This window comes from Lysinibacillus boronitolerans JCM 21713 = 10a = NBRC 103108 (genome assembly GCF_000772935.1).
In the GTDB taxonomy this organism is placed as follows: domain Bacteria; phylum Bacillota; class Bacilli; order Bacillales_A; family Planococcaceae; genus Lysinibacillus; species Lysinibacillus boronitolerans.
The window spans coordinates 146,578-168,393 of record NZ_JPVR01000077.1 but is presented as its reverse complement, the minus strand read 5'-3'; the positions used below and the strand labels follow the sequence as shown (position 1 = coordinate 168,393).

Annotated in this window: 14 protein-coding genes and 1 other RNA gene; 11 read left to right on the top strand and 4 right to left on the bottom strand. The window is 32.2% G+C overall.

All coding sequences use genetic code 11. From position 1 onward, the window contains the following. The first annotated feature begins 119 nt into the window (after positions 1–119). Positions 120–475: a transfer-messenger RNA gene (gene ssrA / locus CD31_RS23025) on the top strand. A gap of 146 nt (positions 476–621) precedes the next feature. On the opposite strand, the gene CD31_RS15160 is transcribed toward ssrA, so the two are convergent. The 4 genes from CD31_RS15160 to CD31_RS15145 form a co-directional block, all read right to left on the bottom strand. Continuing rightward, positions 622–1,788 carry a site-specific integrase gene (locus CD31_RS15160; RefSeq protein ID WP_036078776.1) on the bottom strand — a complete coding sequence of 389 codons (1,167 nt, stop codon included), beginning with the start codon at positions 1,786–1,788 and terminating at the stop codon, positions 622–624. Between the two features lie 184 nt (positions 1,789–1,972). Further along, the gene (locus tag CD31_RS15155; RefSeq protein ID WP_036078773.1) at positions 1,973–3,151 is read right to left on the bottom strand and encodes a tyrosine-type recombinase/integrase; all 1,179 of its coding nucleotides are present in this window, start codon (positions 3,149–3,151) and stop codon (positions 1,973–1,975) included. A gap of 24 nt (positions 3,152–3,175) precedes the next feature. Beyond that, positions 3,176–3,388 (bottom strand): helix-turn-helix domain-containing protein, encoded by a 213-nt coding sequence (locus tag CD31_RS15150; protein WP_052125389.1) that lies wholly within the window; start codon positions 3,386–3,388, stop codon positions 3,176–3,178. A 513-nt stretch (positions 3,389–3,901) separates the two neighbouring features. Then, on the bottom strand, positions 3,902–5,038 hold the full coding sequence (locus CD31_RS15145; protein ID WP_036078769.1) for a competence protein CoiA family protein: 1,137 nt from the start codon (positions 5,036–5,038) through the stop codon (positions 3,902–3,904). Between the two features lie 355 nt (positions 5,039–5,393). On the opposite strand from CD31_RS15145, the gene CD31_RS15140 reads away from it, so the two are divergent. The 10 genes from CD31_RS15140 to CD31_RS15095 all read left to right on the top strand — a co-directional run bounded on the left by CD31_RS15140 (position 5,394) and on the right by CD31_RS15095 (position 21,683). After that, the gene (locus CD31_RS15140; protein WP_052125388.1) at positions 5,394–5,642 is read left to right on the top strand and encodes a hypothetical protein; all 249 of its coding nucleotides are present in this window, start codon (positions 5,394–5,396) and stop codon (positions 5,640–5,642) included. Positions 5,643–5,653: 11 nt separating this feature from the next. Then, positions 5,654–6,550, top strand: coding sequence for a group I intron-associated PD-(D/E)XK endonuclease (locus CD31_RS15135; RefSeq protein ID WP_036078767.1), 897 nt, complete (start codon positions 5,654–5,656; stop codon positions 6,548–6,550). A gap of 548 nt (positions 6,551–7,098) precedes the next feature. Beyond that, positions 7,099–10,320 (top strand): helicase-related protein, encoded by a 3,222-nt coding sequence (locus CD31_RS15130; protein WP_036078764.1) that lies wholly within the window; start codon positions 7,099–7,101, stop codon positions 10,318–10,320. A gap of 15 nt (positions 10,321–10,335) precedes the next feature. Continuing rightward, complete coding sequence (locus CD31_RS15125; protein WP_244905036.1) at positions 10,336–11,112, top strand: DUF4391 domain-containing protein; 777 nt, start codon at positions 10,336–10,338, stop codon at positions 11,110–11,112. A gap of 19 nt (positions 11,113–11,131) precedes the next feature. Then, the gene (locus tag CD31_RS15120) at positions 11,132–13,012 is read left to right on the top strand and encodes a site-specific DNA-methyltransferase (protein WP_036078761.1); all 1,881 of its coding nucleotides are present in this window, start codon (positions 11,132–11,134) and stop codon (positions 13,010–13,012) included. A 2-nt stretch (positions 13,013–13,014) separates the two neighbouring features. Then, positions 13,015–15,969, top strand: a complete 2,955-nt coding sequence (locus CD31_RS15115; protein WP_036078759.1) for a type III restriction-modification system endonuclease — start codon at positions 13,015–13,017, stop codon at positions 15,967–15,969. A gap of 83 nt (positions 15,970–16,052) precedes the next feature. Continuing rightward, complete coding sequence (locus tag CD31_RS15110) at positions 16,053–16,373, top strand: hypothetical protein (RefSeq protein ID WP_036078757.1); 321 nt, start codon at positions 16,053–16,055, stop codon at positions 16,371–16,373. 33 nt (positions 16,374–16,406) lie between these two features. After that, positions 16,407–18,587, top strand: a complete 2,181-nt coding sequence (locus CD31_RS15105; protein WP_244905035.1) for a Z1 domain-containing protein — start codon at positions 16,407–16,409, stop codon at positions 18,585–18,587. Positions 18,588–19,918: 1,331 nt separating this feature from the next. After that, a complete protein-coding gene (locus CD31_RS15100) occupies positions 19,919–20,911 on the top strand; it encodes a helix-turn-helix domain-containing protein (RefSeq protein WP_036078753.1) in 993 nt (330 codons plus the stop codon). Beyond that, the gene (locus CD31_RS15095) at positions 20,820–21,683 is read left to right on the top strand and encodes an ATP-binding protein (protein WP_052125387.1); all 864 of its coding nucleotides are present in this window, start codon (positions 20,820–20,822) and stop codon (positions 21,681–21,683) included. Before CD31_RS15100 ends, CD31_RS15095 begins: the two co-directional genes overlap by 92 nt. Positions 21,684–21,816 lie beyond the last annotated feature (133 nt).

Here is a 21,816-nt window from a genome sequence, read left to right as displayed (position 1 = left end):
TTATAATATGTATTACTGATTGCCAGATTTCATGGAAGCGTACTTTTAAGCTCCCACCGTACTAGAAGCAATTCTAGCTCTTTGTTTGAACGAGGCAAGCCGCTTCGCTTCATATTCAAGGGGACGTTACGGATTCGACAGGGATGGTTCAAGCTTTGGTCGCGCGTCGGAGGGCTCGGCTCCGTCATCAACGACAGTTATATAATAACTGGCAAACAACAAAACTTAGCTTTCGCAGCGTAAGCTCGTAAGCGCTCTGCCTCTCTATCGCCCATGTAGAGAACGTGGGGCCCAACTTTAGTGGGATACGGTCGATGGTGCCACCTGAGTCATCGGCAAGAGATTTCCAGGTTAGCGTACAGGACGCCTGTTTGTCGGCATAATGTTACGTGAATCGTAAATAGGCAAACTACACGCGTAGAAGCTGAAGTATTGGAGTTTCTGGACGCGGGTTCGACTCCCGCCGTCTCCATACAGTGAAATGTACTGAGTTTCATGGAGTGTCACAAATGTTGATTTATCAACGTTTGTGGCACTTTTTTAATGCCTTTGAGTTGTACTGAATTGGACTGAAACCTTATTAAAAACCTTATTAACCTTTGTTAATCCTTTGTTAGAAAATTAATCATGATTGGGTTCATGAATAAAGTTAGTAAATTTATCGATTGTTTCTGCCTTTGCTTTTTTTGTAACGTGAGCATATACATCTAAGGTTGTTTTCACATCTTTATGTCCAAGTCTGAATTGCACTTCTTTAATGGTTGCACCAGCTTCAAATAGGAGAGAACAGTGAGTATGACGTAATCCATGAGCGGTAATATAATCAAGATTATACTTTTGAAGAAAAGATGAAAGCCATTGGACTGTTTTATTTGGATCTTGTATTACATTAAGTTCATTTGAAAATACTAGCTGTTTTTTATTGTTTGTACTGGATCCTTTAGCTTTATAAATTTTCCCTTGTTCACTCTTCCATTGTTTAAAAAGGCTCATCGTTTTTTCATCAGCTTTAATTGTTCTAGACTCACCGTTTTTGGTAGGCCCCAGATATAGTCCTGATTCCCCACGTTTTACAGCTTTAGTAATTCGAATTTCTTCCGACTCAAAATCAATGTCTTTCCACTGAAGTGCAAAAGCTTCACTTTTACGCATTCCTGTAAATGCAAGAAGATGAAATAGGGTAGTTCGCTTTAAATTGTTATCTTGCTCTAGACAATGTAAAAATTGAATCAATTGCTCACGTGAATAAAAGTTCTCAAACTCTTCATCTTCATCCTCTAAACTGATTTTCGATTTGATGATAGGCATCTCAACAATATCAAAAGGGTTTTTATCGATTAGACCATGTTTGATTGCGTATTTCATTACTAACGCAGCATAATTTTTAACCATACGAAAACGCTGGAGCTTCTTTGCCCATTGATTCACATGCTTTTGACAAATAGCTGCATCAATTTTAGCAATTTTATAGTCACCAAACATCGGTAAAATATGATTTTTAAAAATCCGTTTCGTTTTTAACAATGTACTGTCTTCAACTGTATTTTCGTAATGTTCTATCCATAATTCGTATACGTCACGGTATGTTTCAACTGCCTGTTTACGAAAAGTACCATTACGAATTTCTTGCTGAATTTGAAGAAGAGCTTCTTTAGCTTCCTTTTTTGTTTTAAATCCACTTCGGGTAGTCGTTTGTTCTTTACCTGTTAACGGATCAACACCAACATAAACGTGAAATTTGTATCTCGTTTCTTTGTTTTTTAGTTGGTAACTTTTAATTGTTGTCATATATACCTCCAGTCTTTTGCTTACGGAGACAAAGAGGTGTAGTAATAGTTACTACAATTAAAGTGTATTTGATGAAATTAACATTGGCAAATTAGAAAAGGGCAAAAAAATAACCACTAGGGAATAACATTATACTCCCTTAGTGGTTTTTTAATATTGTAGATTGTGAATATGATCACACGAATCAATAAATGTCATGATCTTTATAGTAATCTAGTAAAGATTGTAGAGTGTCTAATTTAATTTTATCTGTCACATGCGTGTAGTATTTGTGAGTAGTGTTTGAATTTTTTGTATGTCCAAGACGATCCTGTATCCCAATTAAACTTGCACCTGCTTCGTGTAAATGTGTTGCATGAGTATGTCGTAGACCATGCACAGTAATATATTTTATCTTTAAGTCGTTTATTGCCTTAATTAGTTGTTCATTTGGATAATAGGAATCAACATAGTTATTAACAGAGTTAATAAAAATCAATTGATCTGTTGGTTTTTCTAGTGAGATTCCAAGTTGATTTAAACGTAACATTTGTTCTTGTTGCCACTGTTTTAGAATTTCAAGAGTTACATCATCAAGATAAATGATACGGCTAAGTTTCCCTTTAGGATGGCTAACATTTTCTCCATTATTATGCTTCGAATAAGAATAAGCATCGTAAATGGCCAGTGTTTTCTTTTTAAAATCGATATCGGACCACGTTAATACCTTTAATTCACCTTTACGGATACCTGTTAACATCAGTAAGCGTAATAAAGCTTGTGCCATTAAATCAAGAGTTGGTAAATAGGATATTAATAGTTTAAAGTCTTCGATATCGAGATAATTATCACTAATCTCATGTACTGTTTCTTTAGGGATTTCGGAAATATTAAATGGATTGGAATTAATGTAACCGTATCGTACTGCAGTTTTCAGCACATCAGAAGCATAATTTATGATATGTTGAAAATACTTCAATTTTTTTGATAGCTGTAAAGCGAACTTTTCGCAATGACGAACAGTAATTTTAGATACTTTCATATGTCCAAAAAATGGTAGTATATGATTCTTAAAATAGCCTTCCGTTTTAGAATACGTACTCATAACAATTCCAGAATTTTTATAAAGCACATCCCACTCTTCATATACATCCGAAAACGTTTTACGCATATCTTCAGGTTTTTTCCCGATATTAAATTCGTATTTTAGTCTATCAATTGCGATTTGAGCAGCTTTGGGAGTTACGAATTTGCTGCGAGTAACAATTGTATCCTTTCCTGTATCTGGATCAACACCTAAATAGACAGTAAATCGATAAAAGGTAGACCCGTCTTTTAATTTATACTCCTTAATTGCGTTATGATATTTTGTACTACTAGTCATACTTTATTTCCTCCTATTATAGAGTTAAAAAGCGTGTTTATTCATAAAGTTATCTAACGCAGTCTTAGAAACTCTACGAATTCTTCCGATTTCTGATATTTCTAATCCCATTGTTTGAAAAGTTCTTAAAGTCTTATAAGAAACATTTAGATAGGCAGCTGCTGTTTTTAAATCCATCCATTCACCTATAAAATTGTTCGATTCGACTGTTTCCTCTAGTGTATTTTTACTTAGCATATAAATAGCTCCTTTCAGTTCGTGATAAATTCTAGTGCTTGCAAGCTAGAAACATAATAGCTAGTGTTTTTGAATATTCGAATAGGTTTTTTTAATAAATTAAAAATTTTTTTGAGTGAATCAAATCTCTAGCGGAATCAATGTGAAAATATAATAGCCGGTGTTATTGAATATTCGAATAGGCTTTTTAAAAAAAATAAAAGAATTTTGGAAAGAATTATATTCCGTTCATAACTGAGTGTGCTGAGATCTACAGAATAATTAAGGGGTTCATATTTTTGTTTTGATAAATAAACGCAAAAAAAGCAGTGGGAAGTGATGAATGCCCACTGCTTTATGTCAGATGTCTAGGAAGTTATGTCCTAGACATCAAATAAATAACTTGTTGATAGAGGATTGTTGATTGATAGAAAAAATATTTATATGTATTATTCATATTGTCTCATTAAGAATTAATAGAGTTAGTGAATAAACTTATACCAAAGTTAAAGTAAATTTGGAGTTAGAATTCAACTAATTATTAGCGTTATAAGTTCGTTTTAACAATTCGAGCTTCGCTATTTTATCCGCTTTTTTATATGAACTATTTTTTAAACTTTCTTGATAGTCCTTTCGTTTTTCTTCTGCTTGTTTTCGTCTTTCTTTCTCTTTGAGTTTTGCAAGTGCTTCTTGTTCCTCTCTGATTCGTTCTAATTCCTTTTGTTGTTCTATAAATGTGCTTTTCGCTTGTCTGAAATTCTCTGCGTATATTGATTGGTTCCCACTTTCAATTTGCATATCTGCCAATAATAGTGTATTTTCGGCTAGTTTAAATGCTTTAGAAAATGTAAGTTTATATGGGCTACTTAAAAAATAAGCCTTTACAGGTGTAGTATTTGGCTGTTCCAGTACATGGAATGCCTCAATTGCAATTTCCTCATCCGCTGGTGTTATGTACATAATGCTTTTTACATTCAAATCTGTATTTGGAAGGTTTAAAATTTGATGGTAATCATTGATTGGGGCTAAATTACTTAAAAAACACTTCCAACTTTTATCGGCTTTTTGGGTTGTTAACGCTTCATGTTCAGTTGCCCAAAGTACTAAAGATTGTCCATCAATATCAACTCCTAAGTGACTCCGTTCAATAAAGAATAGAGGTTCATATCCAAGTGATTCGTAATATTGTTTTTGCTTATCCATGTTTTTTGCTATGGTAGCATCAGTTGAACTGCTAATGTTCGTAATGATAGTAAGGGCATATTTTTGGTCGTTGATTTTAAGTGAGATGTCAGGGATATATTTACTAAATTCAGTATTTAAATAACCGTAAGAACTAGTTAGATGTGGGTAAACTCTGGATAGAACTTCTAATTCATCATTCATGAGTGATAAGATTTGTGGATGTCGTGGTGTATCATTTTTCTTTTGCTTTTCGTACTTTTTGTACCTTGCTTCACTTTGTTTTGAAATTTCACATCCTTCGCCATGAAGGTGAGAAAAATAATTTCCAAGAACGTCTCCGCTTTTTACAATTAACTTTGCTTCGCAATAGGGACAAGTAAATGTACCTTTCTTTGCTATTTGCTTATGATTTTCGACTTCTCTTTCCGATAAATTTTGTGGAATCAAATAAATCTTTTCATCGTTCTTATGCCAAGCCTCTCTCATCAAATTTACCTCCTAAAAAATGGTTCTTATAAGTAATACGAGTATCTTAATAGAAAGTTTCATAATAATATACTAGATTCCCCATTAGTGGTAAATTTTCTAGTAAACCGATTTCTCATTTACGTCATTTCTAGATAATCCAAATAAGAGGAAAAGTGAGGGGAATTCAATGGAATACTCAGCTAGTTTTGCAAGTGAACGATGGTTCCAACAAGATATTGAATTTGTCTATTAGCATCACCTCAAACAGATTAAGTTTAACTGGTAGGTAGAAGGAATTTATGGATATTAGATTAGCAAACAGCTACAAGTACGTACATAAAAAAAGGATGTTTTTTTAAAGGGGGGGAATGTGTTGAAAAGTAACACTTTTAAAAACGAAATTACTAGATTAATAAATGAAGCTAAAGAGCAGGGATTGCCATACGTAGATATTGTTTCGGGGGATGTTCATAGAAGTGTAGGTGGTTATCCTTCTAAGAATCACAGTATGCCTCTTTGTTGTGATGTTATGTATTCTATGAAGAGATCAAAAGATGAGATACTTCATGCACCAGCAAAAGGTAAAGGAGCAACTTTAACAATAAGATATTATATAAGCTAGGGGCGATGAGATTGAATAAAAAAGAATATGAACATGGAAATATACAAAAACTGTTAGTTAAAATATGTTTCTTCTTCAAAAGTATCAACCTTGAGATCAGTTTACCATCAGAACGTTCTGAATCAGTACAATTATTAATACCCAAAGAACTAGATGTGGGTAATATGCAAATTGGATCTATTCAGTATGGTGGAGTTAAATATCCATTGATAGATAAGAGTTCAATAAATCTTAAATATGTGGAAGTAAGATTGAAAGGTGACTTTTTAAGAAAAATTGATAAATATAATGAAGTATATAATTTACTCCAAGATAAAGATGCAAATGATTGGCTGAAATATAAGTTTACATATAGTAAAGAGGATATAATATTAGCAAAGCGTGTAGCAACTATCTTATCAAGTGGCCTTGAAAAAAAATACGGAAGCGAATATTTAACAATTGGCATTGATAAAAGCATCCTTGACTTACCAAGACAAACTATTAGTTCTTCTATTATGTATAATCAAGATGAAGCAGTAAAAGTTATTTCTGATATATTGGTAGCACAAGGTTTTAATGTATCTAGATCATCACAGGTAAATCCTAATTATCATATACTTGCAGCAGCAAATGGTAAAACTGCGAAAATATTAGTTAGACACCTTCAATATGATTACGCTTATAAGGAATCTACATTACCGTATCAAGTATATAAAATCGATGCTTTTGAAAATCTTGAGGATCAGAAGGTTAAATTGAACGATATCGATTTCATTGTGGGATATAACTTTAAAGACAAAGCATTTGCTTGTTTAGCAATTGAGGATTTTATTGAAAAAAAAAGCAGAGTTGTACACGAAAAACAAGGATTAAGATCTGAGTTTTATAATTCATGGAATGAATTAAAGAATTATTTTAATAAGTAGTTAAAAACGGGTAAGGGGATAATAAAGTAAAGAATAGTAATTAAAAATTTTTACATTAATAAACAACTAGATAAGAATATAGCAGTAGGTAGCATTCGTCGCCTACTGCCTTTTTTGTCGTAAGATAATTAAATCCAGTAGGAATTGTTAAATGTCTAGGAAGAAATGTCCTAAACGAATGTTCGCCCAGTCATATATTTTACATATCTCGGTACAGGATTCTTGTAAAAAGCAAGAGTTCATGTAGTTATTGTATAAAAACAATCATTTCAGTATGAAATTTGTGCGGAAAATACTGATACAATCATTATAATGGCGTTAAGCAAAGTATGATTTTCCATATAGTTTGTAAAATGAAGTGCTAATTATACTATAATGTAGTATTTTCTAAGTTAAATATTACCACTAATTGTAGCCTATATATATTAAATACAATATACTTAAATTAGTTGAGAGAAATATTTTAACATATCGTCAATCAATTACAATCAAAAATTTTAAAAAATTGAAATATACTACTTTTGGTCCGTAAAAAGGAGCGTTGCATTATGTCTAAAGGAATTATTGATAATAAACAGTCAGGTATCGTTGGTGATATTTTAAAGGAGAATATCGAGCAAGGAAGTAAAATCTCGATAGCAGCAGCTCATTTTACATTGTACGCTTTCGTTGAATTAAAAAAGGAACTATCTCATATTGATGAATTTCGATTTATTTTTACTGAACCATCGTTTGTAGAAGACAGTAATGGTCATAATGAAGTTAGTTTATATGGTGTAAGAGAAGAACAAACATATAAAGCAGATTTAACGCAGAGCTATTTAGCAAAAGAATTAACGAAATGGTTAAAGAAAAAAGCCCAATTCAAATCGGTTGTGGATCAAAGAATTGAGGGTGGGCTTTATCATGTATTAAATAAAGATGGAAATCAAGTAGGATTAGTGGGTGGTGCGCCATTTTCTAGTCCGGGATTAGGATTTAGTAATTCTTCAAATATATATATTAATAACATTGTAGATGAAGAGGCTACTAATCAACAGTTGTTACAAAGCTTTGAATCAATCTGGGAGAATACTCAAATCCTTAAAGATGTAAAAGATAAAATTATAAAGAAAGTTGAATTGCTATATAAGGAAAACTCTCCTGAATTTATATATTTCGTTACACTTTACAATCTCTTTAAAGAATTCTTAGATGGAAACCGTGATTTTCGAAGTTTACAAGAAAAGACGGGATTTGAAAATACAATAATTTGGAACAAACTTTACAACTTCCAAAAAGATGGGGTTGTCGGTGCAATTAATAAAATCGAAACATTTGGTGGTTGTATCATAGCGGATAGTGTTGGTCTTGGGAAAACATTTGAAGCATTAGCTGTGATTAAATACTACGAGTTGCGTAACCATCGTGTCCTTGTGTTAGCACCAAAAAAACTACGCGAAAACTGGTCCATTTATCGTTTAAATGATAAACGCAATATACTGGCAGAAGATCGCTTTTCCTATGACTTATTAAACCATACAGACTTATCACGTAAGTCAGGATACAGCGGAGATATAAATCTAGAACATATAAATTGGGGCAATTATGACCTAATTGTTATTGATGAATCTCATAATTTTAGAAACAATGAGGCTCGAAATGACCGTGTTACACGGTACTCTCGATTAATGGATGAAATTATAAAAGCTGGGGTTAAAACAAAAGTCTTAATGCTTTCGGCGACACCTGTAAACAATAAGCTAGATGATTTAAAGAATCAGATTGCCTTTATAACGGAAGGACAAGATACTGCCTTAGAGAAGACAGCAAATATCAAAAATATAACCCATACCATTCGGATTGCCCAAACTCAATATAATAAGTGGAGTAGCTTATCTGAAGAAGAACGAACAACTGATCGATTACTAGATATGTTAAATTGGGATTATTTTAGTCTATTAGATTCATTAACAATTGCAAGATCTCGTCGCCATATTGAGAAATATTACAACATGAACGATATTGGGAAGTTTCCAAACCGGTTAGACCCACTGAATATAAAAGAATCCATCGATGAAATTGAAAAATTTCCGCCTATGGAACAAATTAATAATGAGATTTTGCGTTTAAGATTAGCGGTTTATTCACCAATGCAATATATCTTGCCAAATATGAGAGCGACTTATAGTGAGAAATATGATACAAAAATTGCAAATGGAAAAGTGTTCAAACAAACGGACCGTGAAAATAGCTTGATTTACTTAATGAAATCAAATTTATTAAAACGACTGGAAAGCTCTATCAGTTCATTTACATTAACATTAGAAAAAATTATTCAAAATATTGAATTACATATCCAGAAAATAGAAAACTATGATTATACGTTTGATGTTTCATTAGACATAATGAATTTAGATGTAGAAGATCCTGAACTTTCGGATGCATTCATTGGTTCCAAAGTGAAAATTCTACCGAGAGATGTAGATTTAATTCGTTGGAAGCAAGATTTATTGTATGATAAAGAAATTTTAGTAAAACTTTTATCGCAAGCAAGAGAAATAGATGCTAAGCGAGATAAAAAATTAAATAGATTGAAACAGATAATTGAGCAAAAAATTAATCACCCTATTAATAAAGGAAATAAAAAGGTTTTAATTTTTACCGCATTTGCTGACACAGCAAATTATCTATATGAGAATTTGCATTCGTGGATTTCACAAAACTTTTCTATCCATACAGCCATTGTGACAGGATCAGATAATCCAAAGACTACGTTGAAAATGAAGAAAGTGGATTTTAATAACGTGTTAACAAATTTCTCTCCATTATCAAAAGAAAGAGAGAAAGTTCAGCCAGAAATGAAAGAAGAAATTGATATTTTAATTGCAACAGACTGTATTTCAGAGGGACAAAACTTACAAGATTGTGATTATCTTATTAATTATGACATTCATTGGAATCCAGTTCGCATTATCCAACGCTTTGGACGAATAGACCGGTTAGGAAGTAAAAATGACGATATTCAGCTGGTTAACTTCTGGCCATCAATGGAATTAGATGAATACATCAATCTAATTGGTCGAGTGAAAAATCGAATGACCATTTTAGATATTTCATCTACCGGTGAAGAAAACGTCATTGTGGAAGATAGTAATGAAATGAAAGATTTAGAATATCGTCGTAAACAATTAGAAAAGCTTCAAAATGAAGTTATTGATTTAGAGGAAGTAAATGGTACAATCAGCCTCACTGATTTTACAATGGATGATTTCCGGATGGATTTACTAAACTTTATGAAGGACAACGGAGAAGACATTAAAACTGCTCCATTAGGATTATTTAGTATTACAAAAAATCATAATCAAAATCTTCAAGAGGAAATTCAACCGGGTATCATCTTCTGCTTGAAACAAATTGGTAATATTACAGATACAAAAGAAAAAAACGCATTGTTCCCTTATTTTCTCATTTATATGAAAGAAAATGGAGATGTCTTATATTCACACGTAAAAGTGAAAAAAATATTAGATATTTATCGCTCATTATGTCTAGGACAACATACAGCTGTAGAAGATTTATACCAACTATTTTATGACGAAACAAGTAATGGGAAAAAGATGGGTCCATATAAAGAATTACTCGAAAAAGCAACGGATGAAATCTTAGGCAAAATCGAACAACAAACAACGCTAAATATATTTAGTCTCGGTAGTTTGGATAGTCTTGTGACTAGTACGAATACAAACATACAAGATTTTGAAATTGTTTCGTATTTAATTGTTAAATGATGAATCTTGGGGGGATTGAACATAGAAGCGAAAAAACTTTATAAAAGGATGGGTCTAGAAAGCAGATTGACTCCTTTAAATAAAAAACTAGATAAGAAGATGTTCTATGACTTTGCAGATATCAAACAAAAGGAGAAAAATGTAATATCAAAGTTTGTTGAAAGATTAGAACTTTCATATCTTTTAACACCTTCCACAATCAATATTCAACCTATGATCAATGAAGAATACCATTACGAAGGGGTAATGTTTGTTACTGCTTCCTTAAAAGAAGAGACATTAGATAAACATGTTAATGTATTAGAAGAAGTTATTCACGGAGCATTGCCTCATCCAGTGGTTATTACCTTTACGTGGCAAGATCAAATTCTCATTAGTACTTGTATCAAACGATTGAACAAAGTAAATAGAGCTGCTGTTGTTTTAGAAACAATACATCGTACAAATTGGATAGACGATCAAATTACTGATTCAGTAAAAACAGCTTTTCTTCAATCGTTCCAATTAGTGAATCTGAATTTTGCTAATTTCTATGAATTTTATAAAGACATGGACCTTACAGTGGAAGCTTTTGAAAACGCAAAAACGGTTGGTGACTTTACTATTGTAAAGTCGGATGAAGAAAGAGAACAGCAACTCTTACTAATTCAGCATATACAAGAAAAAGAACTAGCAATATCAAGACTAATAGCTGCAATAAAAAAGGAAACACAATTTAATAAGAAAGTGGAAATGAATATAAAGGTTCAACAATTAACAATGGATATTGAGCAGCTAAAAAACAACTTTTGAAAGTAAAGGAGAATAGTAAATGGAGAAGTTAGATGGAAAAACACTTGACCTAACACACGAAAATATAAACGCACTTAAAGCTTTATTTCCCGAAGTTATAACGGAAGGGAAAATTGATTTTGACAAATTAAAATTGGTGCTAGGTGATGAAATAGATACGAATAATGAAAGGTATGAATTCACTTGGCATGGGAAAGCACAAAGCTTAAAACTTGCCCAAACACCTTCTACTGGCACATTACTTCCGGATAAAGAATCGAGTAAGAACTGGGATACAACTGAGAATCTTTATATTGAAGGGGATAATTTAGAAGTACTAAAGCTTCTTCAAAAATCATATTTCGGTAAAGTGAAAATGATTTACATTGACCCACCTTATAATACTGGTAATGATTTTGTGTATAAAGATGATTTTAGGGATAATGTTAAAAACTACAAAGAATTAACCAAACAGATCACTAAATCAAACACAGAAATTAATGGTAGATTTCATACTGATTGGTTAAATATGATGTATTCAAGATTAAAACTATCTAGGAATTTATTAAAAGATGATGGTGTGATTTTTATATCTATAGATGATACAGAAGCCTTTAATTTAAAAAAAATATGTGATGAAATCTTTGGAGAAAACAATTTTATTGGAATGTTCATAGTAAATTCATCACCAAGTGCAATTGACTATGGGCATATAGCAAAAACTAATGATTATGCACTGTTCTATGCTAAAGATATATCTGAAACGAAGACTAATATACTACCTGAAAAAGAAAAAGAGTTTAAGTATAGTGATGCAAAAGGAGAATTTAATATTTATCCTTTGTATAACGGTAACGTAGCATTTAACCCTGAAACAAGACCTAATTTATTTTATCCATTTTACTTAAACCCAAATAATAAATTAGATGAAAACTTTTATGAAATCGGATTAGAAAATAGAGAAGGTTGGATAGAAGTATTTCCGGTAATTTCAAGGAAAGATGGTATTCAAAGAGTTTGGCGATGGGGGAAAGAAAAGGCAAAGCAAGGACTAAATGATGAAATAGTAGGTTATAAAACAGACTCTGGAGAATATCGTGTAGTGCAAAAAACAAGACTTACAGGAAAAGTGATTAGATCTTTACAATTAGATAATGAAATATCCACAAGAAGAGGCACTGCAGAAGTAGAAGGTATATTTAATAGAAAAATATTTCCTTTCCCTAAACCTGTTGAACTTATAAAAAGATTTATTTCTATTAGTACAGAAAGCGATGATATAATATTAGACTTCTTTTCTGGTTCAGCAACATCTGCACATGCAGTAATGCAATTAAACTCAGAGGATAATGGAAATAGAAAATTTATTCTTATTCAGCTACCTGAAGTAACTGATGAGAAATCTGAAGCATATAAAGCCGGATTCAAAAACATTTGTGAAATAGGAAAAGAACGCATCCGTCGCGCAGGAGATAAGATCGTTGAAGATACAGGGAAATCTGACTTAGATATTGGTTTTAAAGTATTTAAATTGGATTCATCTAATGTTAAAATTTGGGATCCGAATATAGAAAATCTCGAAGATAATCTTTTTGAGCTACAGGAAAATATTAAAGAGGATCGTACGAGAGAAGATTTATTGTTTGAAATTTTATTAAAGATTGGTATTCCACTAACTACTCCAATCGAAGAAGTAAATATCAATGGTAAAGTCATTTATAATGTTGGATTTGGAGCGGTTCTACTATGTTTAGAAAATGAAATTAGTTTAGAAATAGTGCATGAAATTATCAAATTGAAACCAGAAGATTTTGATACGAAAGTAATTTTTAAAGAGACTGGTTTCCTTGATGATTCGGTGAAAACAAATGCCATTCAAACGTTGAAGAAAAACGGAATCACTGATGTTAGGAGTGTGTAGACATGAAGCTTCATTTTGAATCTAAATTACCCTACCAGCTTCAAGCAATTGATTCTGTGGTGAAGGTTTTTCAAGGACAACCTGTTCGTCAATCAAACTTTACTGTATCTTATGGAGAAGAGGCGGGGTTAATTCAGACTGCATTAGGAGTCGGAAATCGATTAGATTTAACACCAGAAGAAATTATACAAAATGTACAAGAAGTTCAAGCTCTTAACGGTTTACCTCGTAGTGAAAGTTTAAATGGCTTAAATTTCACAGTTGAAATGGAAACAGGGACTGGGAAAACTTATGTTTATTTACGTTCGATTTATGAGTTACACCAAAAATACGGTTTTACAAAGTTTGTCATTGTTGTGCCTTCTGTTGCAATTCGTGAAGGGGTATATAAATCGTTACAAATAACTGAACAACATTTGAAAGGTTTATACGATAATCAAACTTTAGAGTATTTTATTTACGATTCTGACAAGTTAGATCGTGTTCGTAGTTTTTCAACAGCAACTACGATACAAGTGATGATAATTAATATCGATGCGTTCCGTAAAAGCTTTGAAGATCCTGAAAAAGAAGATAAGGCAAATGTCATTCATCGTCCAAATGACCGTTTAAATGGATATAAACCAATTGAATTTATTCAACAAACCAATCCAATTGTTATCATTGACGAACCACAAAGTGTTGATACAACAGATAAATCAAAAGAAGCTATAGCTTCATTAAATCCATTATGTACATTGCGGTATTCTGCAACACACGTAGATAAATATAATATGATTTATCGTCTAGATGCGGTGGACGCGTATAACGAACGATTGGTGAAAAAAATTGAAGTAATGTCTATTCGCTCTGAAGAATCTTTCAATCAACCGTACATCAAATTGATAGAGGTAAAGGAACGAAAAGCAAAACTAGAATTGGATGTAGAAACAAAAGGGAAAGTGAAGCGTACGGTAAAAAACGTGAAGTACGGAGATGACCTATTCGATATATCGGGTGAACGTGAGCTATATCGAGATTATCGAATTGAGCAAATTGAGTGGACAGAAGGTAATGAGTCCGTTGAAGTTGGTGGTAACCTGTTAAGGATAGGTGATTCTATTGGTGATTTCGATGATGATACAATTAAGCGTTATCAAATCCATCAAACAATAGAAGAACATCTTGATAAAGAACTACGGTTAAATCCAAGAGGTATTAAAGTATTGAGTCTATTTTTCATTGATAAAGTAGCCAATTATCGTAAGTACGATAAAGATGGAAACCCAGTAAAAGGTAAATATGCAGTTATGTTTGAAGAGGAATATAAAAAGCTAATTCAAAAGCCAAAATATCACACTCTGTTTAAAGAAATTGATGTAGATGTCGATGTAGAAAAAATTCATAATGGCTATTTTGCTCAAGATAAAAAAGGTAATTTAAAAGATACAAGGGGTAATACGCAAGCTGATACAGATATTTACAGCTTAATTATGAAAGATAAAGAGAGATTACTGAGCTTTAATGAACCACTGCGCTTTATTTTCTCACATTCCGCTTTACGTGAAGGCTGGGATAATCCTAATGTCTTTCAAATTTGTACGCTAAAAGATTCAAGTGGAACCTACGTTAGTCGTAGACAGGAAATTGGAAGAGGTTTACGTCTAGCAGTGAATCAGAATGGAAAACGTGAACCAGATTACAATGTTAATACGTTAACGGTTATGGCAAACGAATCTTATGAAGAATTTGTAATGGGCTTACAAAATGAAATTGAAAAGGAATCAGGAATTACATTTGGTAAAATTGAAAAACATACATTTGCAAATGTATCTTATTTAAATAAAGAAACAGAAGAATTTGAACAACTTGGATACGATCTATCTAAGAAGCTATACGAAGACTTTAAAGAAAAAGGATATATCAATGAAAAAGACAAAGCTACATCTGTTTTAAAAGAAGCCATCGAACATTATGAAGTCGATATTCCGCAAGAATTTGAACCGTGGAATAAAGCGATTATGATAGAGTTAAAACGTATTACAGAGCGTTTACCAATCAAAGATGGAACTAAAAAGAAGAAAGTAAAGCTAAATAAGGCAATCCTAGATAGTCATGAATTTATTGAACTTTGGGACAAGATTAAATATAAAACAGTTTACTCCATTCAATTTGATAGTGACGAGCTAATTAAAAAGTCTATTGACAGTATTCAAGGAATGAAGAAAATTGAAAAGGTACGAATGATTAGCCGAAAAGACGCAATTTCCTCAATGGATCGTCTAACAGGCCTAGAAACTGTTACAGTGAAAGAAGGAGTAGAGAATTATGTATCTTTACACCATACTTTACCTGATGTGATCACTGAACTACAAAACCGTACGAACTTAACACGTAAAACAGTTGTTCGCATTTTAACTGGCAGTAATCGACTAGAGGATTTTAAAAATAATCCTCAAAAGTTCATTGTAGAAGTATCGAAGATTATCTTACGTGAAATGAAATTTATTCTTCAAGATGGGATTAAATATTACAAAATGGATGACGAATTTTATGCAGTTGAGCTATTCCAAAACCAAGAATTACTTGCTTATTTGAATGATAATGCAGTAGAAAGTTCAAAGTCGCCGTTTGATCATGTTCTTTATGATTCTGATATTGAGGAAAGTTTTGCAAAACGATTTGAATCTGATGAGAATGTCAAAGTGTATGTAAAACTTCCAAATTGGTTTAAGATCGATACGCCAGTGGGCAGCTATAACCCTGACTGGGCAGCAGTCATTAATAAAGGTGGCGTAGAAAAACTCTATTTCGTATTAGAAACGAAAGGAACAGACATTTTGGGATTATTACGTCCAGAAGAGCAATCGAAAATTGAATTTGCTAGAAAACATTTTGAGGCGATTAATACAGATGTCGCTTTTGAAGGACCAGAAAATGACGTTAGTGACTTCTTATTGAGAGTTTCATCAAAATAAATTAATGATAAGACAATAGTGAAAGTGGATCCTTTCATAATCACTATTGTCTAACCTTTATAAAACAGTAGGTGTACATATTTATGACTATGACAAAATTAAATGCAACAGAAAAAGCAACTAGAAATGATATTAAATTATTACTTACTTATTTAAACGGTAGATTAGTAGGAGATCAAGAAACGTTAAAATTTATGAAAGAACTTAATAGTTGTCAATTAGAGGATGTAGTTAATCGATCACGTAAAGCAATCTATACAGTGCAAAAAGATGACTTTTGGCAAAAAATTAGTTCAATAGCTGGATTTCGAAAATTTTTAGAGAAGAAACAGATAAATAGCTATCAAGAGTTGGAAGACCAAGCAAATATATATTATGTAATGAATTTTAATAAAGACTATTAACTAACTAAATGTTTAGTATAAGGGGGAATTAAAGTGGAAACGAAAACCCTGAACACAACAGGCTACTTTTACAGCGGTTTATCGAGGAAGAATCAATATGATGAACAAACAAAGAAATGTATCGAGAAAACCGTTATCAATCTTTTAGATAAGAATACGAGTTTAAATAGACCGGGAATGTTACTTGGGAAAATTCAAAGTGGTAAAACAAGAACATTTATCGGTATTACTGCTTTATCATTTGATAATGGGTATGACGCTACAATTGTATTAACTAAAGGGACAAGAGCATTAGCACAGCAAACATACGAACGTTTAAAGTCCGAATTTGAAGAGTTTTATCGAAACGATGAAATTCAAATTCATGACATTATGAATTTACCGGATAATTTAAGCCAATGGGAATTAGATCAAAAACTACTTTTAGTAGTTAAAAAAGAAACAAACAATTTAAAAAGGCTAATTTATGCTCTATTTGAGCAATATCCATCTTTAGCCGAGAAAAGAGTTTTAATCATTGATGATGAAGCAGATTTTGCTAGTATCGGTTTTTCAAAGACTAAACAAGAAATCATTGAAATTAATGTAATTGCTGGACAAATTGATGAAATCCGAAAAAACTTATCTCAATGTGATTTCCTTCAAGTAACAGCTACTCCATACTCTCTGTATCTTCAACCGGAGGATTTAAAAATTGAAGGCTCTACTAAAACCTTTACACCAATTCTCCCAGCATTTACAGAACTAGTTCCTGTTCATAAAGGATATATCGGGGGAGATTATTATTTTGAAGAAAGCGAAGATGAGGACTCCATTGCGTCGTATATATATCAACCAATTTTAGAAGATGAACTAGTCGTATTGAAAAAATCTGATCGCCGTAAATTTAAAATAGAAGAAGCATTAACAAGCCATAAAATTATGTCCCTTCGAAGTGCCATTGTTAACTTTATTGTAGGTGGAGTGATTAGAAGGATACAGGAACAAAGTAAGGGTGAACGATTAAAAAAATATAGCTTCATTGTACATACAGAGCAAGGAAAAGCCGCGCACGAATGGCAAGAAACCATTGTAAATGAAATTAAGGAATTACTCAGAGCAGCTGTAGATTCAGATCCTGTTCTATTAAGCGATTTAGTGTTAGAATCATACAAAAACTTCGAGGACTCTATGAATGTACTAGACTGTTATATGCCTTCATTTGAGGATGTAAAATATGAAGTTACTAAGGCGCTACAGAAAGATTATTTAATGATTACGAAAGTAAATTCAGAAAAAGATGTTAGTCAGTTATTAGATGAAACAGGTCAATTAAAACTACGTACACCTCTTAATATTTTCATTGGTGGACAAATCTTAGATAGAGGGATAACAATTGGAAACTTAATTGGATTTTATTATGGACGTAATCCGAATAAATTCCAACAAGATACAGTGTTGCAACATTCTCGAATGTTCGGTTACCGCCCAATTGAAGATTTAGCAGTTACAAGATTTTATACAACACTACGAATCTACGAAGTAATGAAAAAAATGCAAGAATTCGATTCAGCACTACGAGAAGCTTTCGAAAAGGGAAGTCAAGATAACGGTGTTGTATTTATTCAAAAGGATGCAAAAAATCAAATTATACCTTGTTCACCAAATAAATTGTTGTTATCAAAGACAACTACATTAAAACCATTTAAACGATTATTGCCGATAGGTTTCCAAACTGGTTACAAAACGTATATATCAAGTATAGTAGATCAAATTGACAAGCTAATTGATGAGGAAAGCGGTGGAAGTGAAGAACCGTTTTTACTAGACTTGGAAAAAGCTACAAATATAATAAACCTAATTAAAAGCACACATGATGATGCAGTAGGCGAATCATGGGATGAAGTTTCATTTATTTCAAGTATGGAATATTTGGCGTTAAACACTGATAGCAATCATGCTGGACATGTTTGGTGTATTGTTAGAAAAGATCGTAACATTGGACGTATTCGTGAAGATGGTAGATATGAAGACTCGCCTGTAAGTTCTAAGGGAGCAAAAGGTGAACTCAAAGAAGCAAGAAGTGTAGCCAAAAATATTCCTGCATTGATACTAACTCGACAAAACGGAGAAGAAGGAGAAAATAAATGGAGAGGTGCTGCTTTTTGGTGGCCAGTTTTATTAACTCCTGAGAATACAAAAACGATTATTTTCTCAAGTAAATCTAATGATTGAAAAATGAAATATCAAAGTCAAATTGCTAGAAGTAAATACTAATTTCATTATTTAATGTGTTATGAAAATTATTCTATACCATCGTTAGTTACCATTATAAACATTAATATTTGAGCAACATAGTGAACGGAAGAATAAAAGATAGTCAAAAAATTGTTCAGCATAGTTAAATAATGTGTTAAATAATGCCGGCAACCAATTCTCTGGTGAAAACGTTGATAAATATGTTAAAATAAGGAAGATAAAGGACATAATCCTTTACTATCCAAATGGCAGTGCCATTGTGGATTAGAGCAAAGTAATCCACCCTAACCATTCACAGTGTAGCAGGGTGGATTATTTATTAACATATGTTTAAACATAAGCCTAATAAAAGGTGTTTGAAAAAAATAATAGTACATATCAACTCTACACCGTTATTTTTGCAGTGATTATTCTAATTGTTATAAAGCGAAACAAATGATAATACTAGTATTATTTACTCTACTCTTCTTGCCAAGAATGTTTTCTCTAAGAAGTATTAAAAAATTATCTTCTTTGGAAAGTCAATGTTCCAATCAAGTAGTTCACTTACCATGCAGTAAAATAAAATTAGACAAAGAGTAAAGGGGGAGAACAATTGATAAGATTTCTTATTGTTATAATTAGCTGCCTTCTTCTACTTTCCAGTGGGCTGTACAATATAATTACTCAGGGTTTTACACTCCCATTTCTGATTCTTACTTTGGGAGGTTTAGTTGGCTTAATTGGCAATTTATTTTACAAAGGGAAGAAACAAGAAGCGTAACAAGCTAATAGACAGAATCATGCTGCTCGCTAACTATATTAATTGAAGAACCTTTAAATCAAACAATTTTGTACCTCCTTGATTGGAGGTTTTTTTGTTTTAGAGAATTGATACAAACTGGCTTGATACTCATGCCTGCAGAGGCTCCATGTCAAGTTTCAATATTGTGTAGTTGCCATTGCAATCTTATGATTTTGCAAAGTACAATAATATTGTAGAAGAAGTGAAAATGGAACAAAGCAATGGAGTCTAGTTTAAGAGAAAGTAGTTATTGGCAGCAAAAATTTAAAATTAATATTTATTAATTTCTAAAAATATCTTAAAATCTTAAAAAATGCGGCTATAATTTTTATAGTTTAAATTGAAAGGAGCGAAAATAATATAATTAAGTATAAACAAATAAATTCAATTTGTTTTAATACAAATTAATTAAATTCAATTTAAAAAGGGAGATCCCCAACTTGGTTCTAATAATGTGTGGTTTAAACATTCATTATCTGAATAAGGAGGGGGTCTTTTTGTTTCCAATTAGAAGGGGGAAAGTATGGCAAATTCCATTTTAAAAAGAGCAGTAATTAAAGAGGAACTAGTAGAATTAACAGGAAACTGTGCCATGGCAATAACTTTAAATCAATTACTATATTGGTCAAAACGAGTAAAGGATTCAGACGGCTTGATTGCTGAAGAGTTAGAGCGTATTTCTACAAATAAAGTTTCTGATTTAAGACATGGCTGGATTTATAAATCTTCTGAAGAATTGTCTCAGGAAATCATGTTAGGAAGTCCGAGTACAGTTAGGAGAAACTTGAAAGAGCTTGTTAACCAGAAATATGTCTTTGAAAGGAGAAATCCAAACCAAAGATATAAATTTGATAAAACCCTGCAGTACAGGGTTAATTTAGTGAAAATAGTTGAGGAACTTAATGAATTGGGCTATAGACTAGAACACTTTGATAATTTTTATAATGATCGAGTTAAGACTACTGAATCATCAAAACAGGTATTAAGTGAACCATCGAATGTGCAAAATGACGCATCGATGAGTATTACTGAATCCTCGGGTAATCAAGGTGCGCGAGCAATACCAGAGAATACTACAGAGATTATTTATAAAGAAATTGATGAGGAAGACACTAAGTCAGCAAATGATAGTTATTTCCAAGACCCATTTGCTGATCAAATTGCTCGATATTTTTTAATGAAAAGTGCCAAGTACGTTTTAACGGATTCGGATAGATTATCAATTATACAAGTTGCACAACTGGATATTAATTTACAAACAGTAATTCAGTTAATTGACAATTGTTTCAATGGGTTTGTACCACAACACGAAAGGGACCGTATTCGGTCATTTGCATATGTGGCAAACTACATTTTCGATAAGCATCATAATTTTAAGAAGAAATTAAATCACAAGCAAGATAATATTCAGGAGGAAAAATTTAATGGAAAAACTAAACGATCAATTTTCGCAAATACTAAGCAATCTTCAGGAGAAGTATGGTTCAATCGAGCAAAAGCGAACGGAATCATTTGAAGTCTTAGATGAGGTTTCAGACAAATGTCCTTATAAACAGTGTGACGGTTCAGGTTATATTGTATTTAAAGATCTAGGTGAAGTTAAAATGGCTATTTGTGAATGCCGACAAGATAAGGAATTATTAACTAAGTTTAAATTCGCAAAGATTCCAATTGACCTTCAAGATTGTACTGTAAAGGAGTTTCGAACAGATATCTATCGAGTAGAGGAAAACCGGATGAAAGCCGAGTTTGCTAAACGAGTCGCAACTGAATTTACGGAAAATTTTCATGAATTCAATGATCACGGAAAGGGATTGTATCTTTACAGTAAAGCAACTGGTAGTGGAAAAAGCCGTTTGTCAGTGAGTATTGCGAATGACATTATCAGACGATTTGATATAAATGTGTTATATATTTCTTCAGCAAATATGCTTAATGAGCTAAAAAATACTTTTGACAATAAGAATGGCATTCGTGAATTAGATATTTTAAATTATTACGGAAATGTGGAAGTTTTAATTATCGATGATTTTGGTGTAGAAAAAGCATCAGATTGGTCAGAAAGCATTTTTACTCAGATTTTAGAAGAGCGCATGAATAATAAAAAAGTCACCATTTTAACCTCGAATTTGAGTGTAGAGGAATTGTCGGGTAAATATCCGGCTGGAAGAATTCAGAGCAGAATCGAAAAAATAACTTTTCCTCTAGCAATGCCGGAGGAAAGCGTTCGTTCTATTTTAGCAGCAGAAGAGAATGAAGGCATATTTGAAAAAATATTCGGCGTTTAGATAAGAAGCAATGAACAAGATCAATCTGATTAGGTTGATCTTGTTTTTTACAGAGATTCGATTATGTGAATTTATCGTTGTAACAATAAGAGCAACCGTAAATTAAATAAAGAAAGCCAATTCTTGAGAGGAA